We start from the raw sequence: 24,987 nt of genomic DNA, 5'->3' as shown, positions 1-24,987 counted from the left end.
AGTGGTTGAGAGCCCGTGGTCCCGGACATCGCAGGACCTAAGGACCTCCTCTGCTTTCGCGGGGCGGACTTACGGTCGGGGCATGAAGCACGCGCTTGTGGTGTACGAGTCGATGTTCGGCAACACCAAGGAAATCGCCGAGGCCGTGGCTGAAGGGCTGCGTGGTGCGATGACTGTGAAAGTGGTCGAAGTCGGCTCCGCCCCGGTCGAGCTGAGCGACGAGGTCGGGTTGCTCGTGGTCGGCGGTCCGACGCACGCGTTCAGCATGAGCAGGCCCAGCACCCGCGCCGACGCCGCGACCAAGGGAGCCGGCAAGGAGGCTGCCGCGGGCGCCGGGTTGCGTGAGTGGGTCGAGCAGGTCGGGAATGGTGCGGTACGTCCGCCGGTCGCCGCGTTCGACACCAAGGTGAAGCGGCCGAAGTTGCCCGGCTCTGCTGCCCGTGCGGCACTGAAGCAGCTACGACGGGCTCATTTCCCGGTGCTCACCGCAGCGGAGAACTTCTACGTCGACGGCACGCAGGGTCCGCTGCTCGAAGGTGAACCCGATCGCGCCAGGAACTGGGGAGCCAAGTGCGCGGCCGAGGTGGGGTAGAAGCACCACCGTGATCGCCGGCGGCGGCTGCGCGCCGGCTCAGCTCGTGACTTGGGCGTTGTGCTTGACCGTGCGCAGAACGGCACGGCTGATGACCGCGACCGCAGGTGTGCTGATCCGCCAGTAGCGGCGGAAGCTCAGCCACGCCTGCGGATCGGTGAGGGTCACGCGGATCTCGGAAGAGAGCAGTGTGCGCCGTTCGCCGTAGGGATGGGCGGTGAACGACCACACCACCTTGCCGAACCCGGGTTTGGCGAAGTCGGGGAAGTCCCTTGGCTCGCAGGGAAACCACTTCACGATCGGGCGCCAGAACTTGCCGATCCCGCCGAGCGCGATCTCGTGGCCGGGGTTCTCGCCGAGGATCATCCAGTCCGTGCCGGCGTCGAGGTCGTGCCACGTCAGCCTGGTGCGCTCGCGAGGCGGGCCGAGCTTGCGTGCTCGCCACCGTTCCGGCATCTCGCGGAACCACACGGCGAACGCCGCGGCACTGCCGTGCAGTTCCATGAGGTCCAGCTCGCGCAGCGATGTCCACGTGGCTGCGGGATCCGCGTTCACGAGAAGGTGGTCGGTGCGGCCGAACTCAGGCCTGGGTGCGAACCGGTCGGCGAGGAGCGGGGACGGCGACGGGGCCATGGTGTTCCTCCAGGACCGGTTGGTGCACCACGAGAACGGGGCACGGCGCGTGGTGGAGTGCGGCCCTCGTGACGCTACCGCTCTCGTGGGACTCGCCGGAACCGACGACGATCAGGTCGGTGTCGCCGCACCGCGCGATCGCCTCGTGCGGTTGCGCGCGAACGAGCACGGCGTGGTGCGGGAAGCCGTTCAGGATCGCGGCCGCACGGGCGAGGACGTACGAGTGGTCCGTGTCCACGCCGCACCGCGCCGGGGGTGGCGGTGCGGCGTGGAGAACGCGCAACGCCGCGCCACGGCGGTGGGCGACGTCGGCGGCGTGGCGCAGCACCCGACCGTCACCAGGACCACCGCTCACCAGGACGGTGACGTGGCGGTGCCGGCCGTCGAGGGCTGCGGCCGCTCCGCGCACGACGACCGTGTCGCAGCGGCTCGTGGCCAGCACGGGCAGGACGTGGCCACCCAATCCGAGCGCAGAGGTTCCTGGCCCGCGGTAGCCGACGACGACGAGCCGGGCTTGGAAGTCGTCCTGCGGGCGGTGGATCTCGAGGCCGGTGCCGAGCAGCTGGGCGTGGGCGGAGGCCCAGCGCAGCACGGTCTCGTCACGTCTGGCGCCGTCTTGGATGATCACAACAGGTTCCATGCATTGACAATGGTTTGCCGCCGCCGTTCGGAGCAGGGCGGGAAGCGTCCAATGCGGGAGGACCAAAGTCCCGGTACCGGAGGGCCTGCTGCCCCGACGCCGACACGGGTGAACGGGTCGCGCGGGTGGCCCTGCCGGCGGTGATGGACGCCGCTAGCAGGGCGCGTGCTCGTCGGAGTCGACCAGCAGTTCGGAGACGGGGCGGCGTGGCGTGGCCGGGACGGGTGTGCTGTATCCCAGGCGCAGCACGGTTTGCGGCACGAGCATGCCGCCGAGGGCGCGGCGCAGATCCTCCCGGACGCGGCGCACCTCGATCGGCTGGGACAGGAACGACGCGGACAACCCGTGCGTGGTCGCGGTGAGCAGGACGCGCTGCATCGCCTGCCCGGCCTGCAGGTCGCCCAGGGGTCCGTCGTAGTGAGAGCAGAGGACGACGACGAGCGGGTCGGACTCGTAGTCCTTGCCGGGGTGGCGTTCGGGTCCCTGGAAGTCGCGGAACACCCACTCGTCCTGCATCTCCGGGCGCACACCCGCTGAGGACGGAGGCACACCGTCAGCCGCGCCGGGCCGGTGGCCGGTGAACGAGGCGAGCTCAGCCTGCACGCCCTTGTCACCGAGCTGGATCTGGTGCGCCTTCTGGACGAACCGCTTGAGCTGCGCGCGTTGCTCCGGCGTCGTCACGACGTGCAGCCACGAGCGCTCCAGCTCGGCGGCACGCACCAGCGCGTGGCGCTGGCGGGGGTCGAGCCGTGCTTCGAGGAACGGCCGGCGGTTCGTGCGGCGGCGCGGCACCGCGTCGAGAAGGGCTCGCTGCTCCGCATCGATCTTGAGTTTGCCGCCGTGGCGCACGACGGCCAGTGCGCCGGGCGCGTCCTGGCCGGGCAACATCGACACCAGCGGACGCACCCCCATGCTCTGCAGGGCCAGACGCAGATTGAACAACGCAGCGCCGCAGGACAGCCGCAGTTCGCGGTCCTCGGGGTCAGTCGCCGCGAGCTTGCGGCGGGAGTCCGGGTGCAGCTCGATGCGGTCGCGTCGGACGAGGAACCGCCACGGCTGTGTGTTGTGCACGGACGGTGCGAGCGAGGCGGTCGTGAGCGCGCTTTCGATCTGTTCAGGCCCCAGTCCCAATGCCGCGGTCACCTGAGCCATGTCCTTCACCTCATCGTGTTGCCTGGTCGAACCTGTGGTCCCATCACTGTCCGCGAGGCCACGAGCCGGACCCACCATCAAAGGTCCTGACCTGACCGGGACCGCTTGGCGGCGTCACGGCGGCGTGAAAAGCTTGATCCATGGGAGAACGCGAGGAGACGCCTGCTCGCAGCCTGCTGGGCGGGTTGCGCCTGGACGACCTGCTCGACGAGATGCGGGACCGGCTCGCCGAGATCGGGTCGACCCGGGACAAGATGCAGAGCCTGCTCGACGCCGTGCTCGCGGTCGGCGCCGGTCTGGAGCTGGACTCGACTCTGCAGCGCATTGTGCAGGCGGCGGTCGAGCTCGTGGGAGCCCGGTACGGGGCGTTGGGTGTGCTCGGCTCGCGGCACAACCTCTCGCAGTTCGTCTACGTCGGCATCGACCCCGAGACCCGCGCTCACATGGGGCATCTGCCGGAGGGCAAGGGCCTGCTGGGTCTGTTGATCAAGGATCCCAGGGCGATTCGGCTGCACGACCTGGCCGAGCACGACGCTTCGGTCGGTTTCCCGCCCAACCATCCGCCGATGCACAGCTTCCTCGGCGTTCCCGTGCGGGTGCGGGATGAGGTGTTCGGCAACCTCTACATGACGGAGAAGAAGGGCGGCGGTGATTTCACCGCCGACGACGAGGTGGTGCTGGAGGCGCTGGCCGCCGCGGCCGGTGTCGCGGTGGAGAACGCCCGCTTGTTCGAACGCTCCCGCATGCGTGAGCGGTGGCTGGAGGCCACGGCGGAGATCAACGCCCAGCTCCTCGCCGGTGCGACGGGGGAGGACGCGCTGCAGTTGATCGTTCAGCGCGCGGTCGAACTGGCTTCGGCGTCGTGGGCGGCGGTCCTGCTGCGTGACGGCGACCAGCTCCGCAGCGCCGCGCAGGCGGGGAACAAGGCGCCGCCGGGCGAGTTCGCCGCGGATGCACCCGTGCTCGCCCAGGTCCTGGACACGGGAGCACCGGCGTTGATCGAGGAGGTCGACGGCCAGCTCGGCGACCTGCCCGCCACGGCCGGTGCGGCGGCGGTGCTGCCGTTGCGGGCCGGCACCACCGTGACCGGGATCCTGCTCGCGGTCAGGGACAAGGACACGGCGGCGTTCGGAGCGGACCTGATGCCGCTGCTGGCGTCGTTCGCCGACCAGGCCGTGGTCGCGATCGAGTTCGCCGAGAACCAGAACGCCCGGCGCCTGGTCGACGTGCTGGAGGACCGCGACCGGATCGCCCGCGACCTGCACGACCACGTGATCCAGCGGCTGTTCGCCACCGGGATGAGCCTGCAGGGCTCGCTGACCTGGGTGACGCATCCGGAGGCGCGCAGGAGGGTGCAGAACGCGGTCAACCAGCTCGACCAGACGGTGCTGGAGATCCGCACCTCGATCTTCGACCTGCAGGCCGACGCCAGCGACACGGGACTTCGGCGCAGGCTCCTGAACATCGTCGCGGAGATCACCGAAGGGGCTGCGCTGAGCCCGGCGGTGCGGATGTCGGGCACGATCGACAGTCTGGTGCCTGACTACATCGGCGAGCACGCCGAGGCGGTCGTGCGCGAGACGGTCACCAACGCGCTGCGGCACGCCCGCGCGACAGAGCTGACGCTCACCGTCGAGGCGGGCGACTCGCTGATCATCACGATGGTCGACAACGGCGTGGGCATGCCGCCCGAAGTCGCCCGCAGTGGCCTGCGCAACCTCGAACAGCGCGCGACGGACCTCAACGGCGCACTTGCCGTGGCCGAGGAGCCGGGCGGCGGCACACGCGTGACGTGGCGGGTTCCGCTGAACTGACGCTCACCCGGTCTCGTTGTCGTGGGTCGGCTTGCGCAGTTGTGAGGCGAGCACAGCCGCCTGCGTGCGGCGTTCGAGGCCGAGCTTCGCGAGCAGGTGCGAGACGTAGTTCTTCACGGTCTTCTCGGCGAGGAACATCTTCTCGGCGATCTGCCGGTTCGTGAGGCCGTCGCCGATGTAGTCGAAGACGGTCCGCTCCTGCTCGGTGAGCGCGCGGACCGGGTCGCCCTGCTCGCGCTCGCGGCGGATGCGGTTGAGCAGCGCCGCGGTGGAGCGGGCGTCGAGGAGGGACTGTCCTGCGGCGACGGTCTTCACCGCCGAGGTGAGGTCGGTGCCGAGGATGCGCTTGAGCACGAACCCGGACGCACCGGCCATGATCGCGTCGAACAGGGCCTCGTCGTCGGTGAACGAGGTGAGCATCAGGCACTTGAGGTCCGGCATGCGGGACATCAGTTCGCGGCACAGCTCGATGCCGTTGCCGTCGGGCAGCCGCACGTCCAGCACCGCCACGTCCGGGTTGGTCGCCGGGACCATCGTGAGTGCCTCGGTCACCGAGGACGCCTCACCCACGACTTCGAGGTCGGGGGAGGCGCTGAGCAGCTCCCTGATCCCGACCCGGACGACCTCGTGGTCGTCCACCAGGAAGACTCGCGACACCACCACAACCACCTCTCCTCGAACGTCGTTCGATCACGATCTCCCGGCGGGACGGGGCCACACAGGGCCCAAAGACCCTGTCACCGGGAATCGAGAGCCCTGCGCAACCGATCGAACTCCTCCGTGTCGATCTCGCCCTTGGCCAGCCGTTCGTCCAGTATGCGGTGGGCGGGGCGGGTGTGCGGAAACCGGCGCAGCAGCACGATGGCCAAGGCGGCCAGGCCGCCCCAGAAGACCACCATGCTCAGCGCCATCATCGCGAAGCCACCCCAGCCCATCGGGCCGCCGTAGTACGGGTACATCCTCATCGCCTCCATGGGTTGTCGTGTCCAGCTTGTTCCGGCCGCGCGATGGCGCGGAGAGTCCAAGTGCCCGATCCAGGTGAGCAGGACCGCCCTGTCCCCACGGCCGGGGACGGCGGAATCGTTGAGTCATGCGATGGAACCCAGCAGAGGCCGCGGAGATCGCCGAGGTGGCGAACAAAGCGCCCGTGTACAGCGCGGACCGGCCGTGGGCTCTGGAGTTGCACGGCCGGTCGGTCTACCTCTTCCAGACAGGACGCAGTACGAAGCAGGATCCGCTCGGGTTCGACCGATTGCTCTCGTGCGGGGCCGCCCTGGAGCACGTCGTGCTCGCCGTCCTGCACGCGGGCTGGCACCCACATGTCGTCTTCCCGACCGATATGGCCAGCCCCGACCTGCTCGTCGTCGTCCGGGCCGACCGCCGCCAGCCACCGGGTTCGCAGGACCTGGACCTGCACCGGGCGATCCGGCTCGGCGACGCGTGCGGAGGAGGCGACGCGACCGCGTTGCGGTGGGCCAGCCACTGGGCCGGCACGGAACTGCGTGCCCTCAACGACCGTGAACTCGTCGTGATCACCGCCGACGACCGCCGCCCGGACCACGTGCGCGGCGGCGCGGCGTTGCAGGCAGCGGTGCTCGCGGGGCGCAGCGCAGGCGTGGCCGTCCGGCCGGTCGTGCATCTGGTGCACCGGCGCGAGTGGCGGGCAGGCCTGATCGAACAGCACCAGCTCGCCGGCTTCCCACAGGCCCTGGCGATCGTCGGTGCCAGGCCGGCACCGGAACAGAGGAAAGGAGATCCACCATGCGTGCTCGCGACATCATGACCAGCCCGGTGATCACCGTGACCCTGGCCGTACCGCTCAAAGGCGCGGCAGCGCTGATGGTCTCGCACGGTTTCACCGCACTGCCCGTCGTCGACGACGACAAGCGGCTCGTCGGCATCGTCACCGAGGCCGACCTGGTGCGCGGCAAGTACCTCGACGAGTCCAATGCCGTCGTCAACGACGTGATGACCACCCCGGCCGTCGCGATGGACGCCGCCGCACCCGCCGAGATGCTGGCTCGCGTGATGATCGACGACCACCGGCGGTGCGTCCCGATCGTCGACGGCTCCTCCGTGATCGGCGTGGTCACCCGCCGCGACCTGGTGCGGGTGCTCGCCAGGACGGACACCACCGTGGCCGCGGAAGTCCAGCGCGTGCTCGACGTCTACGGCGGCGGTCGCAAGTGGACGGTCACGGTCAACGACGGCGAAGCCGTGATCGGCGCTGAGTCCACCGACGACGACACCGAACGGGTCCTGGTCGCGCTCGCGGACGCCGTGCCGGGCGTCCTGCACACCCGAGTTCTTGCTGGAGGACAACGTTGAAGGCCCCATCCGCCCCGATCGTCGTCGGTATCGACGGATCCGCGTCGGCCCTGGCCGCCGCATCCTGGGGAGCGCAGGAGGCCGCCTGGCACAAGGTCCCGTTGCGGCTCGTGCACGCCTACACCCGCGCCTGCGTGTACAAGTGGCTCGCCGCCGTCGCGCGCCCGAGCCACATGGCGCCTCGGTGAGAGGCCTCTTCCATCGCCCACCGCAGCGCCGCGCGTGACTCCGCCGAACCGTCGACGACGGCAGGGACCAACGTCACGAGCCGAGCGAGCCCATCCGCACTGCTGACGCACCCGCGCGTGGCGAACCCTTGATCGCACAGAGCGGGATGGAGGACGTCATGAAGGCGAAAGCGGGCGACTGGCTGGTTGACCCCGGTGGACGACGTGGGTTGATCACGCAGCTCAAGCACGAGGACGGCGGGCCTCCCTACGTCGTGCGCTGGCTGGACACCGAGCACGAGGCCCTGGTGTTCCCCGGCCCGCACGCGCACGTCGTCACGGCCGAGGACGAGGCCGCACGCCTCCACGCGGGCTGAGCCGTGGACACCGCTGTCGCACTCGGCCACCTCGCGACGGCGCTCGCGATCGGTCTGCTGCTCGGGGTGGAACGCGAGCACGACAACGCGCACGACTCCACCCGGCCCGCGGGTTCGCGGACCTTCCCTCTGATCGCGCTGGCCGGCGCGGTGAGCGCCGCGTTGTCACCGGTCGCGCTCGGTGTGGCGCTCGGCGCGGTCGCCGCGCTGGTCATCGCGTGGTACCTGCGCACCGAGGAACCGGGCGCGACAACCGAGATCGCGGCCATCGCCACGTTCCTGCTGGGCGCGCTCGCATGGCACCGGCCCGAGCTCGCGGTGCCGGTGGGTGTCGCGGCCGCCGCGCTGTTGGCCGCCAAACGCCCGCTGCACCGGTTCGCCCGGAAGGTGGTGAGCGACCAGGACGTGCGCGACGCGATGATCCTGTTCGTCGTCGCCTTCGTGGTGCTGCCGTTGTTGCCGAACCGGCCGCTCGGCCCGTACGGGGTGCTGAACCCGGCGAGGGTGTGGTGGCTGGTCGTCGCCGTCACGATGATCGGCTGGGCGGGATACGTCGCGGCGCGGGCGTTCGGTGAGCGTTGGGGGCTGCTGGTCACCGGGTTCGCCGGTGGGTTCGTGTCGGGGTCGGCGACGACGGCTGTGCTGGCGCGCAAGTATCGAACCGTTGGCGCGGCTGCCTTTCCTGGTGCTGTGGCGGTCAATCTCGCCACCCTTGCGCAGATCGTCGCTGTGACGGCCATCGCGAGCCCGCCGGTCGCGTTGCGGCTGCTGCCCGCGATCGGAGCGGGCGCGGTGGTGTTGCTCGCGGAGGTGGCTTGGCTGGTGTGGCGCACGAAGCCCGCTGACGTCGAGAACGACGAACCCGTGGTGAGCAGACCGATGTCGCTCAAGGCGGCGCTGTCGCTGGCCGCGATCCTGGTGCTGTTCCTGGTGGTCACCCGCGCGGCCGCGGACTGGCTCGGCGGCGGGGGAGTGGTGGCGGCCGGGGCACTGGGCGGGCTGGCCGACGCGCACGCCGCGGCCATCGCGGCGGCTTCACTTGCGCCGCAGTCGATCTCGGTGCACACGGCGGTGCTGGCGTGCGGCGCGGCCCTGGCGACGAACACCGTCGTGAAGCTGACCCTGGCCACGGTCGCGGGCGGTCCGCGGTTCGCGCTGCGGCTCGCCGCGTGGCTCGCGCCCGTGGTGGTGGCGGTCGGACTGGGCATGGCCTGGTAGGCCGGGGACGAAGGTCCCGGACGGTGCGGGACCCGGGCCACTCACTCGCGGCGGCGCGGCCCGCGAGGCTGAAGTACATGAGCGAGAACGAGTCCCGGCCCGTGGTGGTCGGAGTTGACGGATCACCCGCTTCCCTGGCGGCGTTGCGCTGGGCCGTCGAGGACGCCCGCAGGCGCGGGTGTGCGGTCGACGCGGTGCTGGCGTGGCACGCGGACTACGGGGTGATGATCGGGCCGTTGCCGGCGGAGGTCTACGCCGACGTGTCGCCGCAGGCGATGAAGGCGGCGGCGCAGAGCGTCCTCGACCGGTCGGTGGAGGGCTTCGAGGATGTGGAGATCCGCCGCGTCCTGGTCGAGGGCGACGCTCGCGACGTGCTCGTCAAGGCTTCGGCGGACGCGGCGCTGCTCGTCGTGGGCAATCGGGGTCATGGCCGGCTCGCCGAGGCGATCATCGGCTCGGTCAGCGCCTACTGCGTGCACCACGCGGCGTGCCCGGTCGTCGTGATCCGGGAGCCGGTGCTCGAGCGTGTCGCCGAGCCCGCCCTCCCGCTCACGCCCGGACCGCTGCTGTGAGCGCGGCGGTGGCGTTGCTGACCGAAACCGGGTGCGTGGTGGTGGACGCGCGAGACCGCGTCGCACCGGCCGGACACTCCGACCCCTTCCTGCGCCGCTTGCGCACCACTTAGAAACCGAGGGAGAACAGCCATGAGCACCAAGCCGATCGTGGTGGGCATCGACGGAACGCCCGCATCGGACCGAGCACTGGAGTGGGCACTGGACGAGGCCGTCGTGCGCGGCTGCCCGCTGCACGTGGTCAACGCCTGGAACTTCGAGGCTCTGACCGACTGGACCGAGACGACCGCCCATCGGGCCCAGGCCGAGTCGGAAGCGCTGATCGAGAAGTCCCTGCAGGCGGCCAGGGCGAGGCAGGAGCTGCCCGAGATCGTCCGCAAGAGCCTGCGCGGCGACGCCGCCGAGACCCTCGAACAGGCCTCCGAGGGTGCCGCGATGCTGGTCGTCGCCTCGCACACCGGCCACCGCATCCGCCAGATCGTGCTGGGTTCGACGAGCATGCACGTCGTGCGCCACGCGCACGCGCCGGTCGTCGTCATCCCGGTGAGCGATCGCGAGTTCGCGGAGACCACGCGATGAACGTGTGCGACGCGATGGTCCGCCCGCTCGTCACGGTCGGGCCACGCGACTTCGCCCGGCACGCGGGTGGCCTCATGGACGATTTCGATCTGACGATGCTGCCGGTGGTCGACCAGGGTGTGTTCCTCGGTGTCGTGACTCGGGTCGATGTCATGCGCGGCAAGGTCGGCGTCCAGTCTCCGTACGTGCGGCAGCTGATGTCACAGCCGGTGCTCGTGGCGGCACGGGACACGCCGGCGGGCGCGGTCCTCGACGCGATGGCCCGCTACGAAGTCCTGTCCGCGCCTGTGCTCGACGACGGCCAGGTGATCGGCATGGCCACCAGGCGCTCGATCCTGCAAGCCGTTGCCCGGAACAACCACGAGCCGCACGTGGAGGCAGGCCGTGCCGCTGTCCACAGCTGACCGCGAGGACGTCGTCCACCACGGCCTGCCGGTGGCGGAGGTGCTGCTCATCGCGGAGACGGACGAGCACGCCGGCCTGTCCACACCGCAGGCGCGGCAACGTCTGGCCGAACTCGGTCCCAACGAGCTGCCTGCTCGGCGCGGGCCTGGCTGGGTGGTGCGGCTGCTGGGCCAGCTGCACCACCCGTTGATCTACGTGCTGCTCGTCGCCGCCGGGATCACCGCCGCACTCGGCGAGGTCGTGGACGCCTCCGTGGTGTTCGGGGTCGTCGTGATCAACGCCGTGATCGGGTTCATCCAGGAGGCCCGTGCCGAACGGGCTCTGGACGCGTTGGCGTCGATGGTGCGCACCGAGGTGACGGTGGTGCGCGACGGTGTCCCGGCACGGGTGCCCTCGACCGGGCTCGTGCCGGGCGACGTCGTGCTGCTGGACGCGGGCGATCAGGTGGGAGCTGACCTGCGGCTCGTCGGCACGAGCGAGCTGCGGGTCGACGAGTCGGCGCTGACCGGCGAGTCCTTGCCGGTGGCGAAGAGCCCGGTGGCGCTGCCTTCGGACACCGCGCTGGCCGACCGGGCGAACATGGCCTACTCCGGCACGCTGGTGACGGCGGGCGGGGGCCGTGGCGTCGTGGTCGCGACCGGTGCGGACACCGAGATCGGCCGCGTGCACCGGTTGGTCGGCACGACGGCGACCGTGCAGACACCGTTGACCCGCAAGCTCGCGCGCTTCAGCCAGGTGCTGACCGTGGTGATCCTCGGCCTCGCGGCGCTCAGCGTCGTGGTCGGCGTGCTGCGCGGCGAACCGTTCGCGCAGATGGTCACCGCGGCCGTGGCACTGGCGGTCGGCGCGATCCCGGAAGGCCTGCCCGCCGCCGTGACCGTGACGCTCGCGATCGGGGTGGCGCGAATGGCCCGCCGCAACGCGATCATCCGCCGCCTGCCCGCCGTCGAGACCCTCGGCAGCACCACGGTCATCTGCACCGACAAGACCGGAACACTGACCGCCAACGCGATGACCGTCAGCACGGTGATCGTGGCAGGGGAGCGGTTCGACCTGTCCGGCATCGGCTACGACCCGTCCGGAAGGGTGACGCCCGCGGTGACTCCGGCGTTGCGCGAGTGCCTGCTTGCCGGGCTCGCCTGCAACGATGCGCGCATCGTCGAGGACGGGGGTCGCTGGCTGCCCGTGGGCGATCCGACCGAGGCGGCGCTGGTCGTGGCCGCGCGCAAAGCCGGGCTGGACGTCGCGGACGTGCCGGAGCGAGTGGAGACGTTGCCGTTCAGCTCGGAGCGGTTGTTCATGGCGACCAGACATGCGAACGACGTCGTGTTCGTCAAGGGCGCCGTCGAACGCGTGCTCGCGCTTGCCGGGGCGGAGCACTGCGGTGAAGCCGACGAACTGGCCCGAGCGGGTCTCCGCGTGCTGGCGGTCGGCCGTGCCGCGGGTGTGGAGCTGAGCGAGGAAGGCCTTCAGGGCAACGTGGAGCTGCTCGGCGTCGTCGCCATGAGCGACCCGGCCCGCCCGGAGGCGATCGAGGCGGTGCGAGCCTGTCAGGCGGCGGGCATCGAGGTGAAGATGATCACTGGTGACCACCCGGCCACCGCGCGCACGATCGCGGCGGAGTTCGGCATCGAGTCCGTCCACGCTCGCGTTGCGCCCGAGGAGAAGCTGCGGCTGGTCAAGGAGATCCAGGCCGGGGGAGACGTCGTGGCGATGACCGGCGACGGTGTGAACGACGCTCCCGCGTTACGTCGTGCGGACATCGGCGTGGCGATGGGCCAGGGCGGCACGGAGGTGGCCAAGCAGGCCGCGGACATGGTGCTGACCGACGACAACTTCGCCTCGATCCGGGCCGCCGTGGAAGAAGGTCGTGCGGTCTTCGACAACTTGCGCAAGTTCATCATCTGGACGTTGCCGACGAACATGGCCGAGGGCCTGGTGATCCTCACCGCGATCCTGCTCGGAGCGGCACTGCCGATCCTGCCGGTGCAGATCCTGTGGATCAACATGACCACGGCCGTCGCATTGGGACTGACGCTGGCGTTCGAACCGCGTGAGCCAGACGTGATGAAACGACCGCCTCTGCCGCCGTCGCTCCCGTTGCTGACCCGGCAGCTCGTGGGCCGCATCGTGTTCGTGTCGGCGATTCTGCTCGCGTGCTCGTTCGGCGCGTTCCGCTGGCAGCTCTCCGCCGGTGCTTCGCTGGAGGTCGCGCGCACGGTCGCGGTCAACGTGTTCGTCGGTGCCCAGATCGCCTACCTGGCCAACTGCCGGTCGTTGGAGAAGTGGCGGCCCAGCACCGGCCCGAACCGGTGGTTGCTCGTGGGCGTCGCGCTCACCGTCGGGCTGCAGTTGCTGCTGACTTATGTGCCGTTCATGAACTCGCTGTTCCACGCCGCGCCGCTCGGGTGGCAGCCGTGGCTCGTGGTCATCATCCTGAGTGTGGCGGCGTACGTCGTCGTGGAGCTGGAGAAGTGGCGGCAACGCACATGGGCGGGCTGAAGCGCGAGGTGTACGAGCGGGAGCTGCTGCGGCTGCAGACCGAGCTGGTGAAGCTGCAGGAGTGGGTGAAGGCCAGCGGCGCCCGGCTCGTGGTGGCCTTCGAGGGCCGGGACGCGGCGGGCAAGGGCTCGGCGATCAAGCGGATCACCGAGCACCTGAACCCCCGCGTCGCCCGGATCGTGGCCCTGCCCGCGCCCAGCGAACGAGAACGCACCCAGTGGTACTTCCAGCGCTACGTGGCACATCTGCCGGCTGCGGGCGAGATCGTGCTGCTGGACCGCAGTTGGTACAACCGCGCGGGCGTCGAGCGCGTGATGGGCTACTGCACGCCGGAGGAGCATCGGCTGTTCCTGCGGCAGTGCCCGGTCTTCGAACGCATGCTCGTGGAAGACGGTGTGCTGCTTCGGAAGTACTGGTTCTCGGTGAGTGACGCCGAGCAGGAACGCCGGTTCCGCAAGCGGCTGGACGACCCGTTGAAGCGCTGGAAGCTGTCCCCGATGGACCTCGAGTCGCTGACGCGCTGGGAGGACTACTCACGCGCCAAGGACGAGATGATGGTGCACACCGACATCGCCGAATCACCTTGGTACGTGGTCGAAGGCGACGACAAGCGCCGGGCGCGGATCAACATGATCGCCCACCTGCTGCGCACCATCGACTACCACGAGGTCTCCGCGCCGAAGATCAAGCTCCCCGCGCGGCCGCCATCGAGCGGCTACCAGCGCACGGACCGCGCGTTGCAGCACGAGGTGCCGGATCACGCCGCCAAGCTGGTCTGAACGTCGTCGGTGTAGTAGCTCTGCGCCGCGTCTTCCTCACCGAGCATCGCAGCGAGCCTGCGGTCCGGACATCGTTTCCGGCGAGACCAGGCACTGGGCGTCGTGGTGGCGCTGCTCGCCGTCCCCGTCGCCGGCGCGGTCGGCTCGGAGACCTACGCGACGCACACGGCGCGCGTCGAGGTCGAGCAGAAGAGCCGGACCCAGGTGGACGCGGTGCTCGTGGAGGACGCTCCGACGATGGGCGGCGTCCTGGTCAAGTTCGCGCACCTGAGGATCCGGCTGCGCTGGTGGCAGGTCGAATGGGAATTGACCGCGCCGGACTGGACCGGGCGGTGAAGCCGCTTCATCCTTCCTGCTGCGCGCAATTGCTTGCACGACGAAGAGGACGGGCGCGGCAGTCGTGCGCGGCGCCCGTCCCTCCTTCTGGTCTCACTGCAGCCAAGGGTTGGCCTTGACCACCGGCAGTCCGTTCCACCAGCGCGCCAGGCCCCAGGTGGCGCCAGAGGCGGTGGCGGCGACCGCGATGAGCACCAGGGCGTAGACGATGTGGTAATCGATGATCGGGTTGGTCGACATCGTCGCCTCGCCGGACGCCGTGTGCTGCGCCGGAGGCCACTCCGCGGCCCACATGAGCAGCATCATCACCGCGCCGCTGGCCGCCGCGATCCGCAGGCCGATGCCGAGCACCAGCGCCGCGCCGATCGCGAACAGACCGGCCATGAAGAGCACGTCGGCCCACCAGGCGCCGGCGATGTCGTGGAACACCGACTCGAACGGCCCGACGTCGACCCGGCTGAGGAAGCCCTTCGTCGGTGAGCCGCCCGAGAACCAAGCGTTCTTGGGCTGCGTGGCATAGCCGAGTCCGAACGCCTTGTCGACGAACGCCCACAGGAACAACAAACCGGTCGCGATGCGCAGCACCGCTAGGGCCACCGCACCCGTTTCCGTCCGGGTGCCAGCTGGAGCATGAACAGCGTACATCGTTACCTCCCAGGGAGTTCTTCTGAACTGAGTCTTCTCGGGAACATCGGTCGCGAACGCGGCCCTAGGTCCCGACCCGGTCGGGACGTCACGACCTGCTGTGCCGGTACCAGCGCGACAGCTAACGGATCTGCCGCAACAACAGGCGCCGTTCGGCCGAGCCAATCGCCGCCCTGGCGGCGGGAACCGCGTCGGGATTGACCGAGATCGAGGTGATGCCGAACTCGACCAGCTTTTCGGCGAACTCGGGTTTGTTGGACGGCGCCTGGCCGCACAGCGAGGACGTGATACCCGCGTCTCGTGCGGCGGTGACGATGCGGCCGATCATGTCGAGCACGGCCGGGTCGGACTCGTCGAACAGGTCCGCGCAGAGTTCGGAGTCGCGGTCGACGCCGAGCATGAGCTGGGTCAGGTCGTTGCTGCCGATGGAAACCCCGTCGATGCCGGACCGGGCGTACTCGGGAATCCAGTAGGCCACGGAAGGAACTTCGGCCATGACCCAGCGGTGCAGGCCGCGCTGGCGGCCGAGCGGGCTGCGGTCGATCTGCTCCAGGCAGGCCTCCAGTTCCCACTTGGTGCGCACGAACGGGATCATCAGGTGCAGGTTCGGCGTCTGCTCCCGGACCCGCGCGAGTGCCTGGAGTTCCAGGCTGAACAGCATCGGGTCGTCGACGTAGCGGTAGCAGCCGCGGTAGCCGATCATCGGGTTGTGCTCGTGCTTCTCGAACGCGTCGCCGCCCTTGAGCTCGCGGAACTCGTTGGTGCGGAAGTCCATCGTGCGGTAGACGACCGGACGCGGCGCGAACGCGTGGGTGATCTGCAGCAGCGCTGAGGTCATGGCGTTGATGAAGTCGTCGGGGCCGCGCTGGGCGAGGAACCGCCGCGGATGTTCGGCTCCGAGTGCTTCGGTGAGCATGAACTCCGCCCGCAGCAGACCGACGCCGTCGACCGGCATCGCGGCGACCTCGGCGGCGTGCTCGGGGAGTGCGAGGTTGACGTACACCCGCGTGCCCAGCGCCTCCGTGGCCTGCACCACCGGCGCGACGATCCTCGGTGCGGTCGTGATCGGCGCCGACCCCGCGCGGACCTCTCCGGCGCTGCCGTCGACGGTGACCAGCTGGCCCTCCTCGAGCACCGTGGTGGCCGAGCCGGTGCCGACCACGCAGGGCACGCGCAGCTCGCGGGCCACGATGGCGGCGTGACAGGTGATTCCGCCGCCGTCGGTGATCACCGCGGACGCGCGGCGCATGGTCGGAACCCAGTCCGGGTTGGTCATCTCGGCGACCAGCACCTCGCCGTCGCGCAACCGGCCGCCCTCGTCGGGGGAGTTCAGCACCCGGACCCTGCCCGAAGCGATTCCTGGCGACGCGGCCAGTCCTGCCACCAGCGGGCCCGACAACTCCGCGGCCTGGTCCGGCAGCGTCGTGATCGGCCGGGACTGCACCAGCCACGTCTTGCCGTCGGCGATCGCCCACTCGGTGTCCTGCGGTTCGCCGTAGTGCCGTTGCACCCGCTGACCCAGCTGGCCGATCGCGACGGCTTCTGCCTCGGTCAGCACCTGAGCGTGGGATTCCTCGGTGTCCAGGTCGATGCGCTCGTCACCGCCGTTCGAGCCGCGCACGATCTTGTGCGACTTGCGGCCGATGCGTGTGTCCACAAGCGATACCGCGTCGCCGTTGCGGCGCAACACGTACGTGTCCGGCTCGACCGATCCGCTGACGACGACCTCGCCCAGACCGAACGACGCTTCGATGAGCATCTTGTCGCGGTCACCGCTGGAGGGGTCGGCGGTGAACATCACGCCGGACCGCTCGGAGTTCACCATCTTCTGCACCACGACGGCGATCGCGGGCTCGTCGGCGATGCCCTGTTCGGCGCGGTAGGCGATCGAGCGGGTGTCGAACAGCGAGACCCAGCAGTCGAGCAGCCGGTCCAGCAGGGCGTGCGCGCCGCGCGTGTTGGTGAAGGTGCTGTTCATGCCCGCGAACGACGAGCCCGCGGTGTCCTCGGAGGTGGCGGAGGACCGGACGGCGACCGACTCGTCCTGGCCCAGTTCGCGGTAGGCCTCCAGCACCGCGTGCCGCACGTCGTCGGACACACCGGCCTTGCGCACGAGCTCACGCATCCGGTCTGCGCACTCCTCCAGCCGCTGCGGCGAGGTGCCGCGGTCGAGAGCGATCTGGAGTTCGGCGGCGAGGTCGTCGCGGACCTGGCTCATGGACGTCCGGAATGCCTCCGCGGTGACGACGTAACCGGGCGGTACCGCCAGTCCCGCCCTGGTGAGCTCGCCGAGATTGGCCCCCTTGCCGCCGGCGACGTCGGTGTCGTTCTTGCTGAGGGATGCGAAGTCGCGGATGTAGGCGGTCACTTCTGCTCCTGGTCGCGGAGAAGGTCGATGGTGGGACGGCGAGGAGTGGCGGGCAGCGGGTCGGCGTTGAACCCGGCCCAGCCGACGCGGATGACGAGCTGTGGGCAGGTGGAGCCGCCGAGGACCTCGTCGCGCACCAGCTCTCTGGTCTCCACGACCTCGAGTGGCTGGCTCAGCGGGCAGGTGGCGAGGCCCGCGGCGGTGGCCTCGAGCAGGACGGCGCTGGTCGCCTCGCCGGCGCGCAGCCGCGACAGGTCGTCGTCGGACGACGTGCTCAGCACGAGCAGGGTTCCGGCATCCTCACCAAGCAGGCTTCGCCCGCCCTGCAGCAGAGAACCTGGCGAGAACTCCCGCATCCGCAGGTTGCCGTACTGCCGTGAGCCAGCCGGGATGTTCGCGGCGGGAACCCCGGCGGTGGCACCGGGATACACGCCGCTCCACTGCCGGATCTCCGCCTGGTAGGCCGGATCTGCTTCCTGGATGTCGGCCGCCTTGCCGATCGCGATCAGCAGCTCGTCGCGTGCTTTGCCGGTCACGACGTGCGCGTCCACGCCCTCGGCGCGTGCGGTCTGCACGAGGTCCTGCAGCAGTTCGTCGGGCGCCGGCCAGGACGAGAAGGCGCGGCGGTCCGTGCGTCTGCGGGGGATCGCGGCCGCCAGGACGACATGCGACTCACGCGGTTCCACCGGCTCGAACTCGATGGCGGCCAGGTGGTCGGGCTGAGCGGGGTTCGGGAGCCGGTGGATCTTGGCGCGCCAGCCGAGTGCGGCGAGCCCGATCCGCAGGTGGTGCAGCGTGGCCCCGCAGCTGACGATCAGGTCGGCGCCGAGCGGGTCGGTCGCGGGCAGGCCGCGGGTGCGGTCGGCGTACAGGTGCAGGCTGTGCTCACCGACTTCCCACCGCCACGGCTGGGAGTTGTGCACCGAGGGCGCGCGTCCGGCGAGTGCCACCGCCGCTCGCACCGTTGTCTCGTCGGGCTGACCGCGGTCCATCCCGCTCACCTCCGTCGTCGAAGTCCTGTCTTGAAGTTCGCAGCACGGGCGGCTGCGGGTGAGGGGCCTACGTCCCTGCCTGGCCGGGACCCGAGGCACTCAGCGCGGCATCAACGGGCCTGCGCTCCGAGGCAGGGCCCTTCGGTCCTCTCGCACCGGGTCGGAACGCCCGGCTCACCCACGCCCTTGGCAGGTGGGCGGCGGCAGTTGCGCCGAGAAGGCTGAGGCAGAGAGAAACCGAGGATCGCCGGAGGGTGTCATGCGTGAACCGACAGTCGCCTCGCTGATGACACGTGAGGTGATCACCGCGGATGTCGGCAGCTCGTTCAAGGAACTCGTGCAGCTGCTGGAGAGCAACAGGATCAGCGCCGTGCCCGTGCTCGACGGCGGTTACCCCGTCGGTGTCGTCTCAGAGACCGACCTGATGCCGAAGGAAGAATTCCGCGGCGGCACCGAGGACGCACCCGGTCTGTTCGCGGGCCGCGAGACGAAGCACCGCTGGGAGCAGGCGAGCGGGGTGACCGCCCGCGACGTGATGACGTCACCGGTGAAGAGCGTCTCGCCCGACCTTTCGGCGAGTGCCGCCGCCCGCGAGCTGGCATCCGCCGGCGTGCGCAGGCTCTTCGTCCTGGACTCCGACGGCGCGCTCGTGGGTGTGCTGTCCCGCCGCGATCTGCTGAAGCTCTTCCTGCGTGAGGACGAGGAACTGCGCACGACGATCCGCGAGGAGATCTTCGGCCGGATGCTGTGGGTGGACCCGGACACCATCGACGTCAAGGTGACCGAAGGCGTGGTCGATCTGCAGGGAAAGCTCGAACGCCAGAGCGAGGTCGACATCGCCGAGCACCTCGTCCGGGTGCTGCCAGGCGTGGTGGACGTGCACAACCGGCTGCGGCCCGAGTGGAACGACACCACGCACACCCGCCAGACCGAGATCTTCGGCTGAGGAGAGCCCCATGAGGACCCGAGACGTGATGACCACCGACGTCGTGGTCGTCTTTCCGGACATGGCGGCCCGTGACGCCGCCCGGCTGCTCGCGGAACGCGGCTTCACCGCGTTGCCCGTGGTCGACACCTCTGGTGCGCTGGTCGGCGTGGTCGGTGAGGCAGAGCTGCTGCGGGACAGGCTGCCCCAAGACCCACGACAGCTGGTGCACGGCGAACCCGCCGCGCCCAGGAACACACCCGCCAACCTGGTCGGCGAGGTGATGACCAAGCCGGTGACCGCGACCCGGAGCACCGACCTGGCCGAGGTCGCCGACCTGATGTTGCGGCACGGCGTGCGGAGCGTCCCGGTGGTCCACGAGGGCCGTCTGGTGGGGATTGTGACCCGCCGGGACATGTTGCGTTCCATCAGCCGCGACGACTGGATCATCGAGGCGGAGATCCGGCACCGCCTGAACATGATCGGCTCCTCCCACCGGTGGGCGGTCGAGGTGACGGGCGGCCGAGTGTCCATCGTGGACAAGATGAACGACGCGACCGACCGTCACGTCGCCGAGGTACTGGCACGCGCGGTCGCGGGCGTGACCGACGTGCGCTTCGCCGAGTACGCGGGGAGCTGACCGGTGGCGAAGAAGTGGAGTGAACTTCGCCGGGCCGATCTCCTGCTTCCGATGGGGAAGGAGGTCGTAGAACAGGTTCAGGAGTTGCCGCGGTAGCGCTGTTCGTAGGCGGCTTTGGCACGTGCGTGTTCTTCGGCGTGCTTCGCCTGGCGGGTCTGCTCGCCGAGTCCTCTCGGGAAGCCTTGTTTGACGAGGCGCTGCTCGGTCGTGTGCCACATGTAGGTCATCGAGTAGAAGTAGCCGACGAACATGCCGAGCAGGATCGACAGGATCCTGATGTAGAGCGGTCCTGGTAGCAGGAGCAGCAGCAGGATCGGTGACATCTGGACGAAGCCGCGGAGGAAATGGCGGACGGCCCAGGTGCGGCAGGTGACGTCGTGCAGCACCCAGGGGTTGCAGCGCTGGGGAAGGCGTCCGCCGACGGCGTACCACAGCCACTGGATCGGGTTGGGCCTGGTTCCGCGCAGGGTTGTACGGGGTGTCACTGGGTGGTGCCTTCCTCGGCTGCCCGGCGGACGGCCGCCAGGATCTTGCTGTTGGGGACGCCTTTGATCACGTATTCGACGACGCCGAGCTCTCGGAGTTCGGTTTCGGACGGGGCGTCGATGAGGCCGCACAGCGCGACGATCCTGACTTCGGGGGTCAGCTGGTGCATGCGGCGGATGGCGTGCAGCCCGTCGCCGGACAGGTGGACGTCCACGATGGCGACGGTGGGCTGGTGGTGCTGGGCCAGGCTGATCGCGTCGTCGGCGGATCCCGCGATGGCGACGACCTCGAGGTCGGCCGCGCGGTGCAGGACGTCCCGCAAGGCGTCCTGGAAGAACGGTGAGGCGTCGGCCACGAGAACTCTGAGCGGTTCGGGAACTCGGGGCACGGTGTGGTCCTGTCGGGATGCGTGATTGTAGACTTGCTAAGATTAGCAAGTGTTGAAGCCTGCGACCAGGCATCGGCTTCGCGTGGCGGGAAGGAGTGCGCGGGTGAGCAAGCCGCTCTACCAGCTCAAGGCGGACTTCTTCAAAACGCTGGGGCATCCGGTGCGGATTCGGGTGCTGGAGCTGCTCAGCGGGCACGAACACGCGGTCGCGGAGATGGTGCCGCAGGTGGGTGTCGAGCCCGCGAACCTGTCCCAGCAGCTGGCGGTGCTGCGCCGAGCGGGCCTGGTCGCGACCCGCAAGGAGGGCGCCACCGTCTACTACTCGCTGACCAGCCCGTACGTGGCCGGACTGCTGGCCGCGGCACGGCAGATCCTTTCGGGCGTGTTGGCAGGGCAGGCCGAGCTGCTCGAAGACCTTCGCACCGCCGATCCGCCCGTGCCGCACGGCGGTCGAGCCGCGGTCACCCCGCGTCCCTCCCCAAGGGCGGGGTGACCGCACCCTTCCTCTCTGCCGACTCCATCGTGGGAGCTAGAGCGTGCTCAGTTTGTGGCGCAAGATCCGCCGGACCGGACAAGTGGCCGAACCGGCCCCGCCGCTGCTGTCCGGCGACCGGCCGGACCAGGCCGCCGCGCTGGGCGGGTCGGTGCAGATCCGACACGTCGACGCGGGGTCGTGCAACGGGTGCGAGGTCGAGATCGGGTCGGCGTTCGGACCGGTTCACGACGGTGAGCGGTACGGGGCTCGGCTGGTGGCCTCGCCGCGGCACGCGGACGCGTTGCTGGTGACCGGGGTCGTGACGCGGAACATGGCCGAGCCGCTGCGGCGGACGTTCGACGCGGTGCCGGCCCCGAAGGTAGTGGTGGCGGTAGGGGACTGCGCGCGCAACTGCGGGGTGTTCGCCGGTGCCTACGGGGTGGCTGGCGCGGTGCACGAGATCGTGCCGGTCGACCTGGAGATTCCGGGGTGTCCGCCACGGCCGGAGGCGATCGTCGAGGGACTGCGGAAGCTGACCGGCCGATGAACCTCGCCGCGACGGGGATGGCTGTTGCCGTGGCCATCGGAGTGCTGACCGCGCTGGCCGCGTGCGTTGTGCCCGAACGGGCGGCGGTGGTCGGTGTGGGGACCGCGTTGACGGGTGTGGCCGCGATGGTGTCGGGGGTGGCGGCGCTGGCCGGTGGCTCCTTTTCCGTTGTACTGCCGGGGTTGTTGCCGTTGTCGGGGGTGTCGCTGGCGTTGGACCCGTTGGGCGGGTTGTTCGTGGCGGTGACCGGCGGTGTGGCGGTGGCGGCGGGTGTCTACGGGGTGTCCTATGCGGACACGGTGGAGTTGCGTGCTCGGGGCGTGCAGGTCGCGTTGCCGGTGTTCGTGGTGGCGATGGTGCTGGTGCCCGCGGCATCGAACGTGTCCACGTTGCTGGTGTGCTGGGAGTTGATGGCGCTGGCATCGCTGGTGCTGGTGGTCGCCGAGCATCGGCGCGGCCCGCGGGTGGCGTCGGCGGGTCGGTGGTACGCGGTGATGACGCACCTGGGGTTCGTGTCCGTCCTGATCGGACTGATGGTGTTCGTCGCGCACGCCGGCGACGACTCGTTCGCCGCGTTGCGCGAGGCCGGCCGGCACCTGTCGCCCGCGGCGGCGGGAGTGGTGTTCGTGGCGGCGCTCGGGGGGTTCGGGTCCAAGGCGGGGATCGTGCCGTTGCACGCGTGGTTGCCGCGCGCGCATCCGGAAGCACCGAGTCACGTGTCGGCGTTGATGTCGGCGGCGATGGTGAACCTCGGCGTGTACGGGCTGGTGCGGGTCGGGGTCGACCTGCTCGGCGGTGGCGCGGCGTGGTGGTGGCTGCTGGTACTCGCACTTGGCGCGGTGTCGGCGGTGTACGGGATCCTGCAGGCGGCGATGAGCTCGGATCTGAAGCGGCTGCTGGGGCAGTCGACGACGGAGAACATGGGGCTGGTGCTCATCGGGGTCGGCGCGGCCGGGCTGTTCGCCTCGTCAGGGGAGCGCGTGCTGGCCGGGCTGGCGTTGACCGCCGCGCTGCTGCACGTCGTCGGTCACGCGGCGTTCAAGACGTTGCTGTTTCTGGCGGCGGGGTCGGTGCTGCACGCGACCGGCAGTCGCGATCTGGACGAGTTGGGCGGGTTGCGGCCGGTGATGCCGGTGACCACGGCCGCGTTCGGGCTGGGGGCGCTGGCGGCGTCGGCGTTGCCGCCGGGGACGGCGTTCGTGTCGGAGTGGTTGCTGCTGCAGGCGTTGATTCACGGCTTGCCCGCGGGTGGCGTGGCGGCGGCGATCGCGATGCCGGTCGCGGTGGCGGCGGTGGCGTTGACGGCAGGGCTCGCGGTGGCCACGTTCGTGAAGGCGTTCGGCGTCGGTTTCCTGGCGAAACCGCGTAGCGAGGCCGCCGTGGGCGCGCACGAGAGCCCGCCGACGATGCTCGCCGGGATGGGTGTCGCCGCGCTGGCCTGCGTGGTGCTCGCGTTGTGGCCTGGGGGAGTTCTGCCCGCAGTGCAGGCCGCCGCCGGCGCCACGGCGGTGTCCGGTGACGTCACGTTGCGGCTCAGTCAGGTCAACGGTGCGTTGTCGCCCGTGCTGCTCACCCTCGGGCTCGTCGCGGCGCTGGTCGTGACCGTCGGTGCGGTACGAGCGGTAGCGGGGAGAAAGGCGCGGCGCGAGGCCCGGCTGTGGGACTGCGGTGGTGGGCCGATGTCGGCGCGGATGGAGTACACCGCGACCTCGTTCGCTGAACCGTTGCAGCGGGTGTTCGACGACGTGGTGCAGCCGGAACTGGACGTGGACGTGTCCCACCACGAGGAGTCCCGCTACCTGGTGCGGGCCGTGGAGTACCGGCGGAAGGTGCCTGATCGGATCGAGCGGCGCCTGTACGAGCCGGTGCTGAGCCTGATCACCGCGTGGGGCCGGGCGGGGCGTGGGCTGGCGTCGGGCAGTGTGCACCGCTACCTCGGCTACGGCTTCTACGCGGTGTGCGGGGTGCTGATTCTGCTGGCGGTGACCAGATGAGCGCACTTGGCGTGGCCGGCGGGATCGTGCAGCCGTTGCTGATCGTGGCTGGATCACCGGTGCTGGTCGGGGTGATGCGGCAGGTGCGGGCCCGGCTGGAAGGCCGTGCCGGTGCGGGGATCGGTCAGCCGTGGCGGGATCTGCGCAAGCTGCTGCGCAAGGAGCGGATCACCCCGCGCGGCACGAGCGAGATGTTCCGTCTCGCGCCGCTGGTGCTGGTGGCCACCACCCTCGTCGTCGCCGTGGTGGCGCCGTTCGTGGCCACCGACTCGGCCGTCGACCCGGCGGCGGATCTGTTCGCAGTGGTGGCGTTGCTGGCACTGGGCGCGGTCGCGCTCGCACTGGCCGGTCTGGACACCGGCACGGCGTTCGGCGGGATGGGCGCCAGCCGGGAGATGACGATCCTCGCGCTGGTCGAGCCCACACTGCTGGTGGCGATCTTCGCGTTGTCGGTGCGAGTGGGGTCGACCAACCTCGGCGCCATCGTGTCCTCGACGTTGCACGAGCCGGCGCGGGTGATCTCCCCGGTGAGCCTGCTGGCCGCGGTCGCCCTGGTCGTGGTGATCATCGCGGAGACCGGCCGGTTGCCGGTGGACAACCCGTCCACGCACCTGGAGCTCACGATGGTGCACGAGGCGATGATCCTGGAGTACGCGGGCCCGGACCTCGCGCTGGTGGAGCTGGCGTCGGCGATGCGGCTGTCGGTGTTCCTCGGGTTGCTGGCGAACCTGTTCGCACCGTGGGGAATCGCCACCGCAGCCACCCCGGTGGCGCTGCTGGTCGGCGTGCTGGCCCTGGTCGTGAAGGTCGGGGTGCTCGGGGTCTTGCTCGCGGCGGGTGAGGTGTTCGTGGCCAAGCTGCGGCTGTTCCGGGTGCCGGAGCTGCTGGCCGGGTCGTTCCTGCTCGCCCTGCTGGCCGTCGCGGCTTCGTTCTTCCTGGCGTAGAGGGGAAACCTGTGCAGCTCCTGTATCTCGCCTGCGGCGCACTGCTGCTCACCGCCGTGCTGGTGCTGTGGCGCCGCGAACTCGCGGTGATCATCCGGGTGTTCGCGTTGCAGGGCGTCGCGCTCGCGGTGGTCGTGGCTGTGCTGGCGGTGCACGAGAACTCCGCCGAGCTGTGGGTTGTGGCAGTGGGTGTGCTGATCCTGCGCGCGGGAGTGCTGCCGTACCTGTTGCGCCGGGCGCTGGTGGGGGAGTCGCAGCGGGAGACCAGGCCGTTGGTGAACGTGTCCGCGTCGCTGCTGGCCGCCGCCGTGTTGACGTTGCTGGCCTACGCGGTGTCGCAGCCGCTGGTGGCCTTGGCGCCGTCGCCCGCGACACAAGCCATTCCGGTCGGGATGACCGTGGTGCTGATCGGGTTCTTCGTGCTGGTGACCCGCCGCCGCGCGCTGTCGCAACTGGTCGGGTTTCTGTTGATGGACAACGGGATCACCG

At 70.1% G+C, this 24,987-nt stretch carries 30 protein-coding genes; 20 read left to right on the top strand and 10 right to left on the bottom strand.

Annotated elements, in window-relative coordinates; translation table 11 throughout:
* The first annotated feature begins 82 nt into the window (after positions 1–82).
* Positions 83–592 (top strand): flavodoxin family protein, encoded by a 510-nt coding sequence (locus B0F77_RS20345; protein WP_086664518.1) that lies wholly within the window; start codon positions 83–85, stop codon positions 590–592.
* A 39-nt stretch (positions 593–631) separates the two neighbouring features.
* On the opposite strand, the gene B0F77_RS20340 is transcribed toward B0F77_RS20345, so the two are convergent.
* The 3 genes from B0F77_RS20340 to B0F77_RS20330 form a co-directional block, all read right to left on the bottom strand.
* Complete coding sequence (locus B0F77_RS20340) at positions 632–1,225, bottom strand: hypothetical protein (protein ID WP_086664517.1); 594 nt, start codon at positions 1,223–1,225, stop codon at positions 632–634.
* Positions 1,173–1,865, bottom strand: a complete 693-nt coding sequence (locus B0F77_RS20335) for a universal stress protein (protein ID WP_086664516.1) — start codon at positions 1,863–1,865, stop codon at positions 1,173–1,175. Before B0F77_RS20335 ends, B0F77_RS20340 begins: the two co-directional genes overlap by 53 nt.
* 153 nt (positions 1,866–2,018) lie before the next feature.
* A complete protein-coding gene (locus B0F77_RS20330; protein ID WP_086664576.1) occupies positions 2,019–3,017 on the bottom strand; it encodes an Acg family FMN-binding oxidoreductase in 999 nt (332 codons plus the stop codon).
* 140 nt (positions 3,018–3,157) lie between these two features.
* Here B0F77_RS20330 and B0F77_RS20325 point away from each other — a divergent pair, with 140 nt between their 5' ends.
* Positions 3,158–4,831, top strand: a complete 1,674-nt coding sequence (locus tag B0F77_RS20325) for a sensor histidine kinase (protein ID WP_086664515.1) — start codon at positions 3,158–3,160, stop codon at positions 4,829–4,831.
* Positions 4,832–4,834: 3 nt separating this feature from the next.
* Here the strand turns inward: B0F77_RS20325 and B0F77_RS20320 are convergent, their stop codons facing one another.
* Together B0F77_RS20320 and B0F77_RS20315 are read right to left on the bottom strand one after the other, a co-directional pair.
* Positions 4,835–5,491 carry a response regulator gene (locus tag B0F77_RS20320; RefSeq protein ID WP_086664575.1) on the bottom strand — a complete coding sequence of 219 codons (657 nt, stop codon included), beginning with the start codon at positions 5,489–5,491 and terminating at the stop codon, positions 4,835–4,837.
* 77 nt (positions 5,492–5,568) lie between these two features.
* Complete coding sequence (locus B0F77_RS20315; RefSeq protein WP_169730956.1) at positions 5,569–5,796, bottom strand: SHOCT domain-containing protein; 228 nt, start codon at positions 5,794–5,796, stop codon at positions 5,569–5,571.
* Positions 5,797–5,921: 125 nt separating this feature from the next.
* Here B0F77_RS20315 and B0F77_RS20310 point away from each other — a divergent pair, with 125 nt between their 5' ends.
* From B0F77_RS20310 to B0F77_RS20260, 11 genes are all read left to right on the top strand, one after another.
* Positions 5,922–6,614 carry a hypothetical protein gene (locus B0F77_RS20310; RefSeq protein WP_086664514.1) on the top strand — a complete coding sequence of 231 codons (693 nt, stop codon included), beginning with the start codon at positions 5,922–5,924 and terminating at the stop codon, positions 6,612–6,614.
* Complete coding sequence (locus B0F77_RS20305; protein WP_086664513.1) at positions 6,593–7,159, top strand: CBS domain-containing protein; 567 nt, start codon at positions 6,593–6,595, stop codon at positions 7,157–7,159. Before B0F77_RS20310 ends, B0F77_RS20305 begins: the two co-directional genes overlap by 22 nt.
* The gene (locus B0F77_RS20300) at positions 7,156–7,347 is read left to right on the top strand and encodes a universal stress protein (protein WP_086664512.1); all 192 of its coding nucleotides are present in this window, start codon (positions 7,156–7,158) and stop codon (positions 7,345–7,347) included. Before B0F77_RS20305 ends, B0F77_RS20300 begins: the two co-directional genes overlap by 4 nt.
* Positions 7,348–7,505: 158 nt before the next feature.
* Positions 7,506–7,703, top strand: coding sequence for a DUF1918 domain-containing protein (locus B0F77_RS20295; RefSeq protein ID WP_086664573.1), 198 nt, complete (start codon positions 7,506–7,508; stop codon positions 7,701–7,703).
* A gap of 3 nt (positions 7,704–7,706) precedes the next feature.
* A complete protein-coding gene (locus B0F77_RS20290) occupies positions 7,707–8,921 on the top strand; it encodes an MgtC/SapB family protein (RefSeq protein ID WP_086664511.1) in 1,215 nt (404 codons plus the stop codon).
* Positions 8,922–8,998: 77 nt separating this feature from the next.
* Entirely contained in the window at positions 8,999–9,493 is a 495-nt protein-coding gene (locus B0F77_RS20285; RefSeq protein ID WP_086664572.1) for a universal stress protein, read from the top strand.
* A 132-nt stretch (positions 9,494–9,625) separates the two neighbouring features.
* The gene (locus B0F77_RS20280; RefSeq protein WP_086664510.1) at positions 9,626–10,072 is read left to right on the top strand and encodes a universal stress protein; all 447 of its coding nucleotides are present in this window, start codon (positions 9,626–9,628) and stop codon (positions 10,070–10,072) included.
* On the top strand, positions 10,069–10,476 hold the full coding sequence (locus tag B0F77_RS20275) for a CBS domain-containing protein (RefSeq protein ID WP_086664509.1): 408 nt from the start codon (positions 10,069–10,071) through the stop codon (positions 10,474–10,476). Before B0F77_RS20280 ends, B0F77_RS20275 begins: the two co-directional genes overlap by 4 nt.
* Positions 10,457–12,979 carry a cation-translocating P-type ATPase gene (locus B0F77_RS20270; protein ID WP_245848436.1) on the top strand — a complete coding sequence of 841 codons (2,523 nt, stop codon included), beginning with the start codon at positions 10,457–10,459 and terminating at the stop codon, positions 12,977–12,979. The genes B0F77_RS20275 and B0F77_RS20270 overlap by 20 nt, the downstream gene beginning before the upstream one ends.
* Complete coding sequence (gene ppk2, locus B0F77_RS20265; protein ID WP_086664508.1) at positions 12,967–13,758, top strand: polyphosphate kinase 2; 792 nt, start codon at positions 12,967–12,969, stop codon at positions 13,756–13,758. The genes B0F77_RS20270 and ppk2 overlap by 13 nt, the downstream gene beginning before the upstream one ends.
* A 102-nt stretch (positions 13,759–13,860) precedes the next feature.
* Complete coding sequence (locus B0F77_RS20260) at positions 13,861–14,094, top strand: hypothetical protein (protein WP_086664507.1); 234 nt, start codon at positions 13,861–13,863, stop codon at positions 14,092–14,094.
* Positions 14,095–14,187: 93 nt separating this feature from the next.
* Here B0F77_RS20260 and B0F77_RS20255 read toward each other — a convergent pair whose 3' ends face one another.
* The 3 genes from B0F77_RS20255 to B0F77_RS20245 form a co-directional block, all read right to left on the bottom strand.
* The gene (locus B0F77_RS20255) at positions 14,188–14,739 is read right to left on the bottom strand and encodes a DoxX family membrane protein (protein WP_086664506.1); all 552 of its coding nucleotides are present in this window, start codon (positions 14,737–14,739) and stop codon (positions 14,188–14,190) included.
* Positions 14,740–14,860: 121 nt separating this feature from the next.
* Complete coding sequence (ppsA, locus tag B0F77_RS20250) at positions 14,861–17,107, bottom strand: phosphoenolpyruvate synthase (RefSeq protein ID WP_086664505.1); 2,247 nt, start codon at positions 17,105–17,107, stop codon at positions 14,861–14,863.
* Positions 17,104–18,099 carry an Acg family FMN-binding oxidoreductase gene (locus B0F77_RS20245; RefSeq protein ID WP_086664504.1) on the bottom strand — a complete coding sequence of 332 codons (996 nt, stop codon included), beginning with the start codon at positions 18,097–18,099 and terminating at the stop codon, positions 17,104–17,106. The genes ppsA and B0F77_RS20245 overlap by 4 nt, the downstream gene beginning before the upstream one ends.
* Before the next feature lie 259 nt (positions 18,100–18,358).
* On the opposite strand from B0F77_RS20245, the gene B0F77_RS20240 reads away from it, so the two are divergent.
* Together B0F77_RS20240 and B0F77_RS20235 are read left to right on the top strand one after the other, a co-directional pair.
* Positions 18,359–19,045 carry a CBS domain-containing protein gene (locus tag B0F77_RS20240; RefSeq protein WP_086664503.1) on the top strand — a complete coding sequence of 229 codons (687 nt, stop codon included), beginning with the start codon at positions 18,359–18,361 and terminating at the stop codon, positions 19,043–19,045.
* Between the two features lie 10 nt (positions 19,046–19,055).
* On the top strand, positions 19,056–19,664 hold the full coding sequence (locus tag B0F77_RS20235; RefSeq protein ID WP_086664502.1) for a CBS domain-containing protein: 609 nt from the start codon (positions 19,056–19,058) through the stop codon (positions 19,662–19,664).
* Between the two features lie 77 nt (positions 19,665–19,741).
* Here the strand turns inward: B0F77_RS20235 and B0F77_RS20230 are convergent, their stop codons facing one another.
* Together B0F77_RS20230 and B0F77_RS20225 are read right to left on the bottom strand one after the other, a co-directional pair.
* Entirely contained in the window at positions 19,742–20,149 is a 408-nt protein-coding gene (locus tag B0F77_RS20230; RefSeq protein WP_086664501.1) for a DUF5313 domain-containing protein, read from the bottom strand.
* Positions 20,146–20,538, bottom strand: a complete 393-nt coding sequence (locus B0F77_RS20225; protein WP_086664500.1) for a response regulator — start codon at positions 20,536–20,538, stop codon at positions 20,146–20,148. The genes B0F77_RS20230 and B0F77_RS20225 overlap by 4 nt, the downstream gene beginning before the upstream one ends.
* A gap of 103 nt (positions 20,539–20,641) precedes the next feature.
* On the opposite strand from B0F77_RS20225, the gene B0F77_RS20220 reads away from it, so the two are divergent.
* From B0F77_RS20220 to B0F77_RS20200, 5 genes are all read left to right on the top strand, one after another.
* A complete protein-coding gene (locus B0F77_RS20220; RefSeq protein WP_086664499.1) occupies positions 20,642–21,031 on the top strand; it encodes an ArsR/SmtB family transcription factor in 390 nt (129 codons plus the stop codon).
* A 43-nt stretch (positions 21,032–21,074) separates the two neighbouring features.
* Positions 21,075–21,560 (top strand): NADH-quinone oxidoreductase subunit B family protein, encoded by a 486-nt coding sequence (locus tag B0F77_RS20215; RefSeq protein WP_086664498.1) that lies wholly within the window; start codon positions 21,075–21,077, stop codon positions 21,558–21,560.
* Entirely contained in the window at positions 21,557–23,554 is a 1,998-nt protein-coding gene (locus B0F77_RS50575; RefSeq protein ID WP_086664497.1) for a proton-conducting transporter transmembrane domain-containing protein, read from the top strand. The genes B0F77_RS20215 and B0F77_RS50575 overlap by 4 nt, the downstream gene beginning before the upstream one ends.
* On the top strand, positions 23,551–24,498 hold the full coding sequence (locus B0F77_RS20205; RefSeq protein WP_086664496.1) for a respiratory chain complex I subunit 1 family protein: 948 nt from the start codon (positions 23,551–23,553) through the stop codon (positions 24,496–24,498). Before B0F77_RS50575 ends, B0F77_RS20205 begins: the two co-directional genes overlap by 4 nt.
* Before the next feature lie 11 nt (positions 24,499–24,509).
* Positions 24,510–24,987: hypothetical protein (locus tag B0F77_RS20200; RefSeq protein ID WP_086664570.1), on the top strand; the 478-nt coding region annotated here is incomplete at its 3' end.

This window comes from Lentzea kentuckyensis (genome assembly GCF_002150765.1).
In the GTDB taxonomy this organism is placed as follows: Bacteria; Actinomycetota; Actinomycetes; order Mycobacteriales; family Pseudonocardiaceae; genus Lentzea; species Lentzea kentuckyensis.
This window is presented reverse-complemented; position numbering and strand designations above follow the sequence as displayed.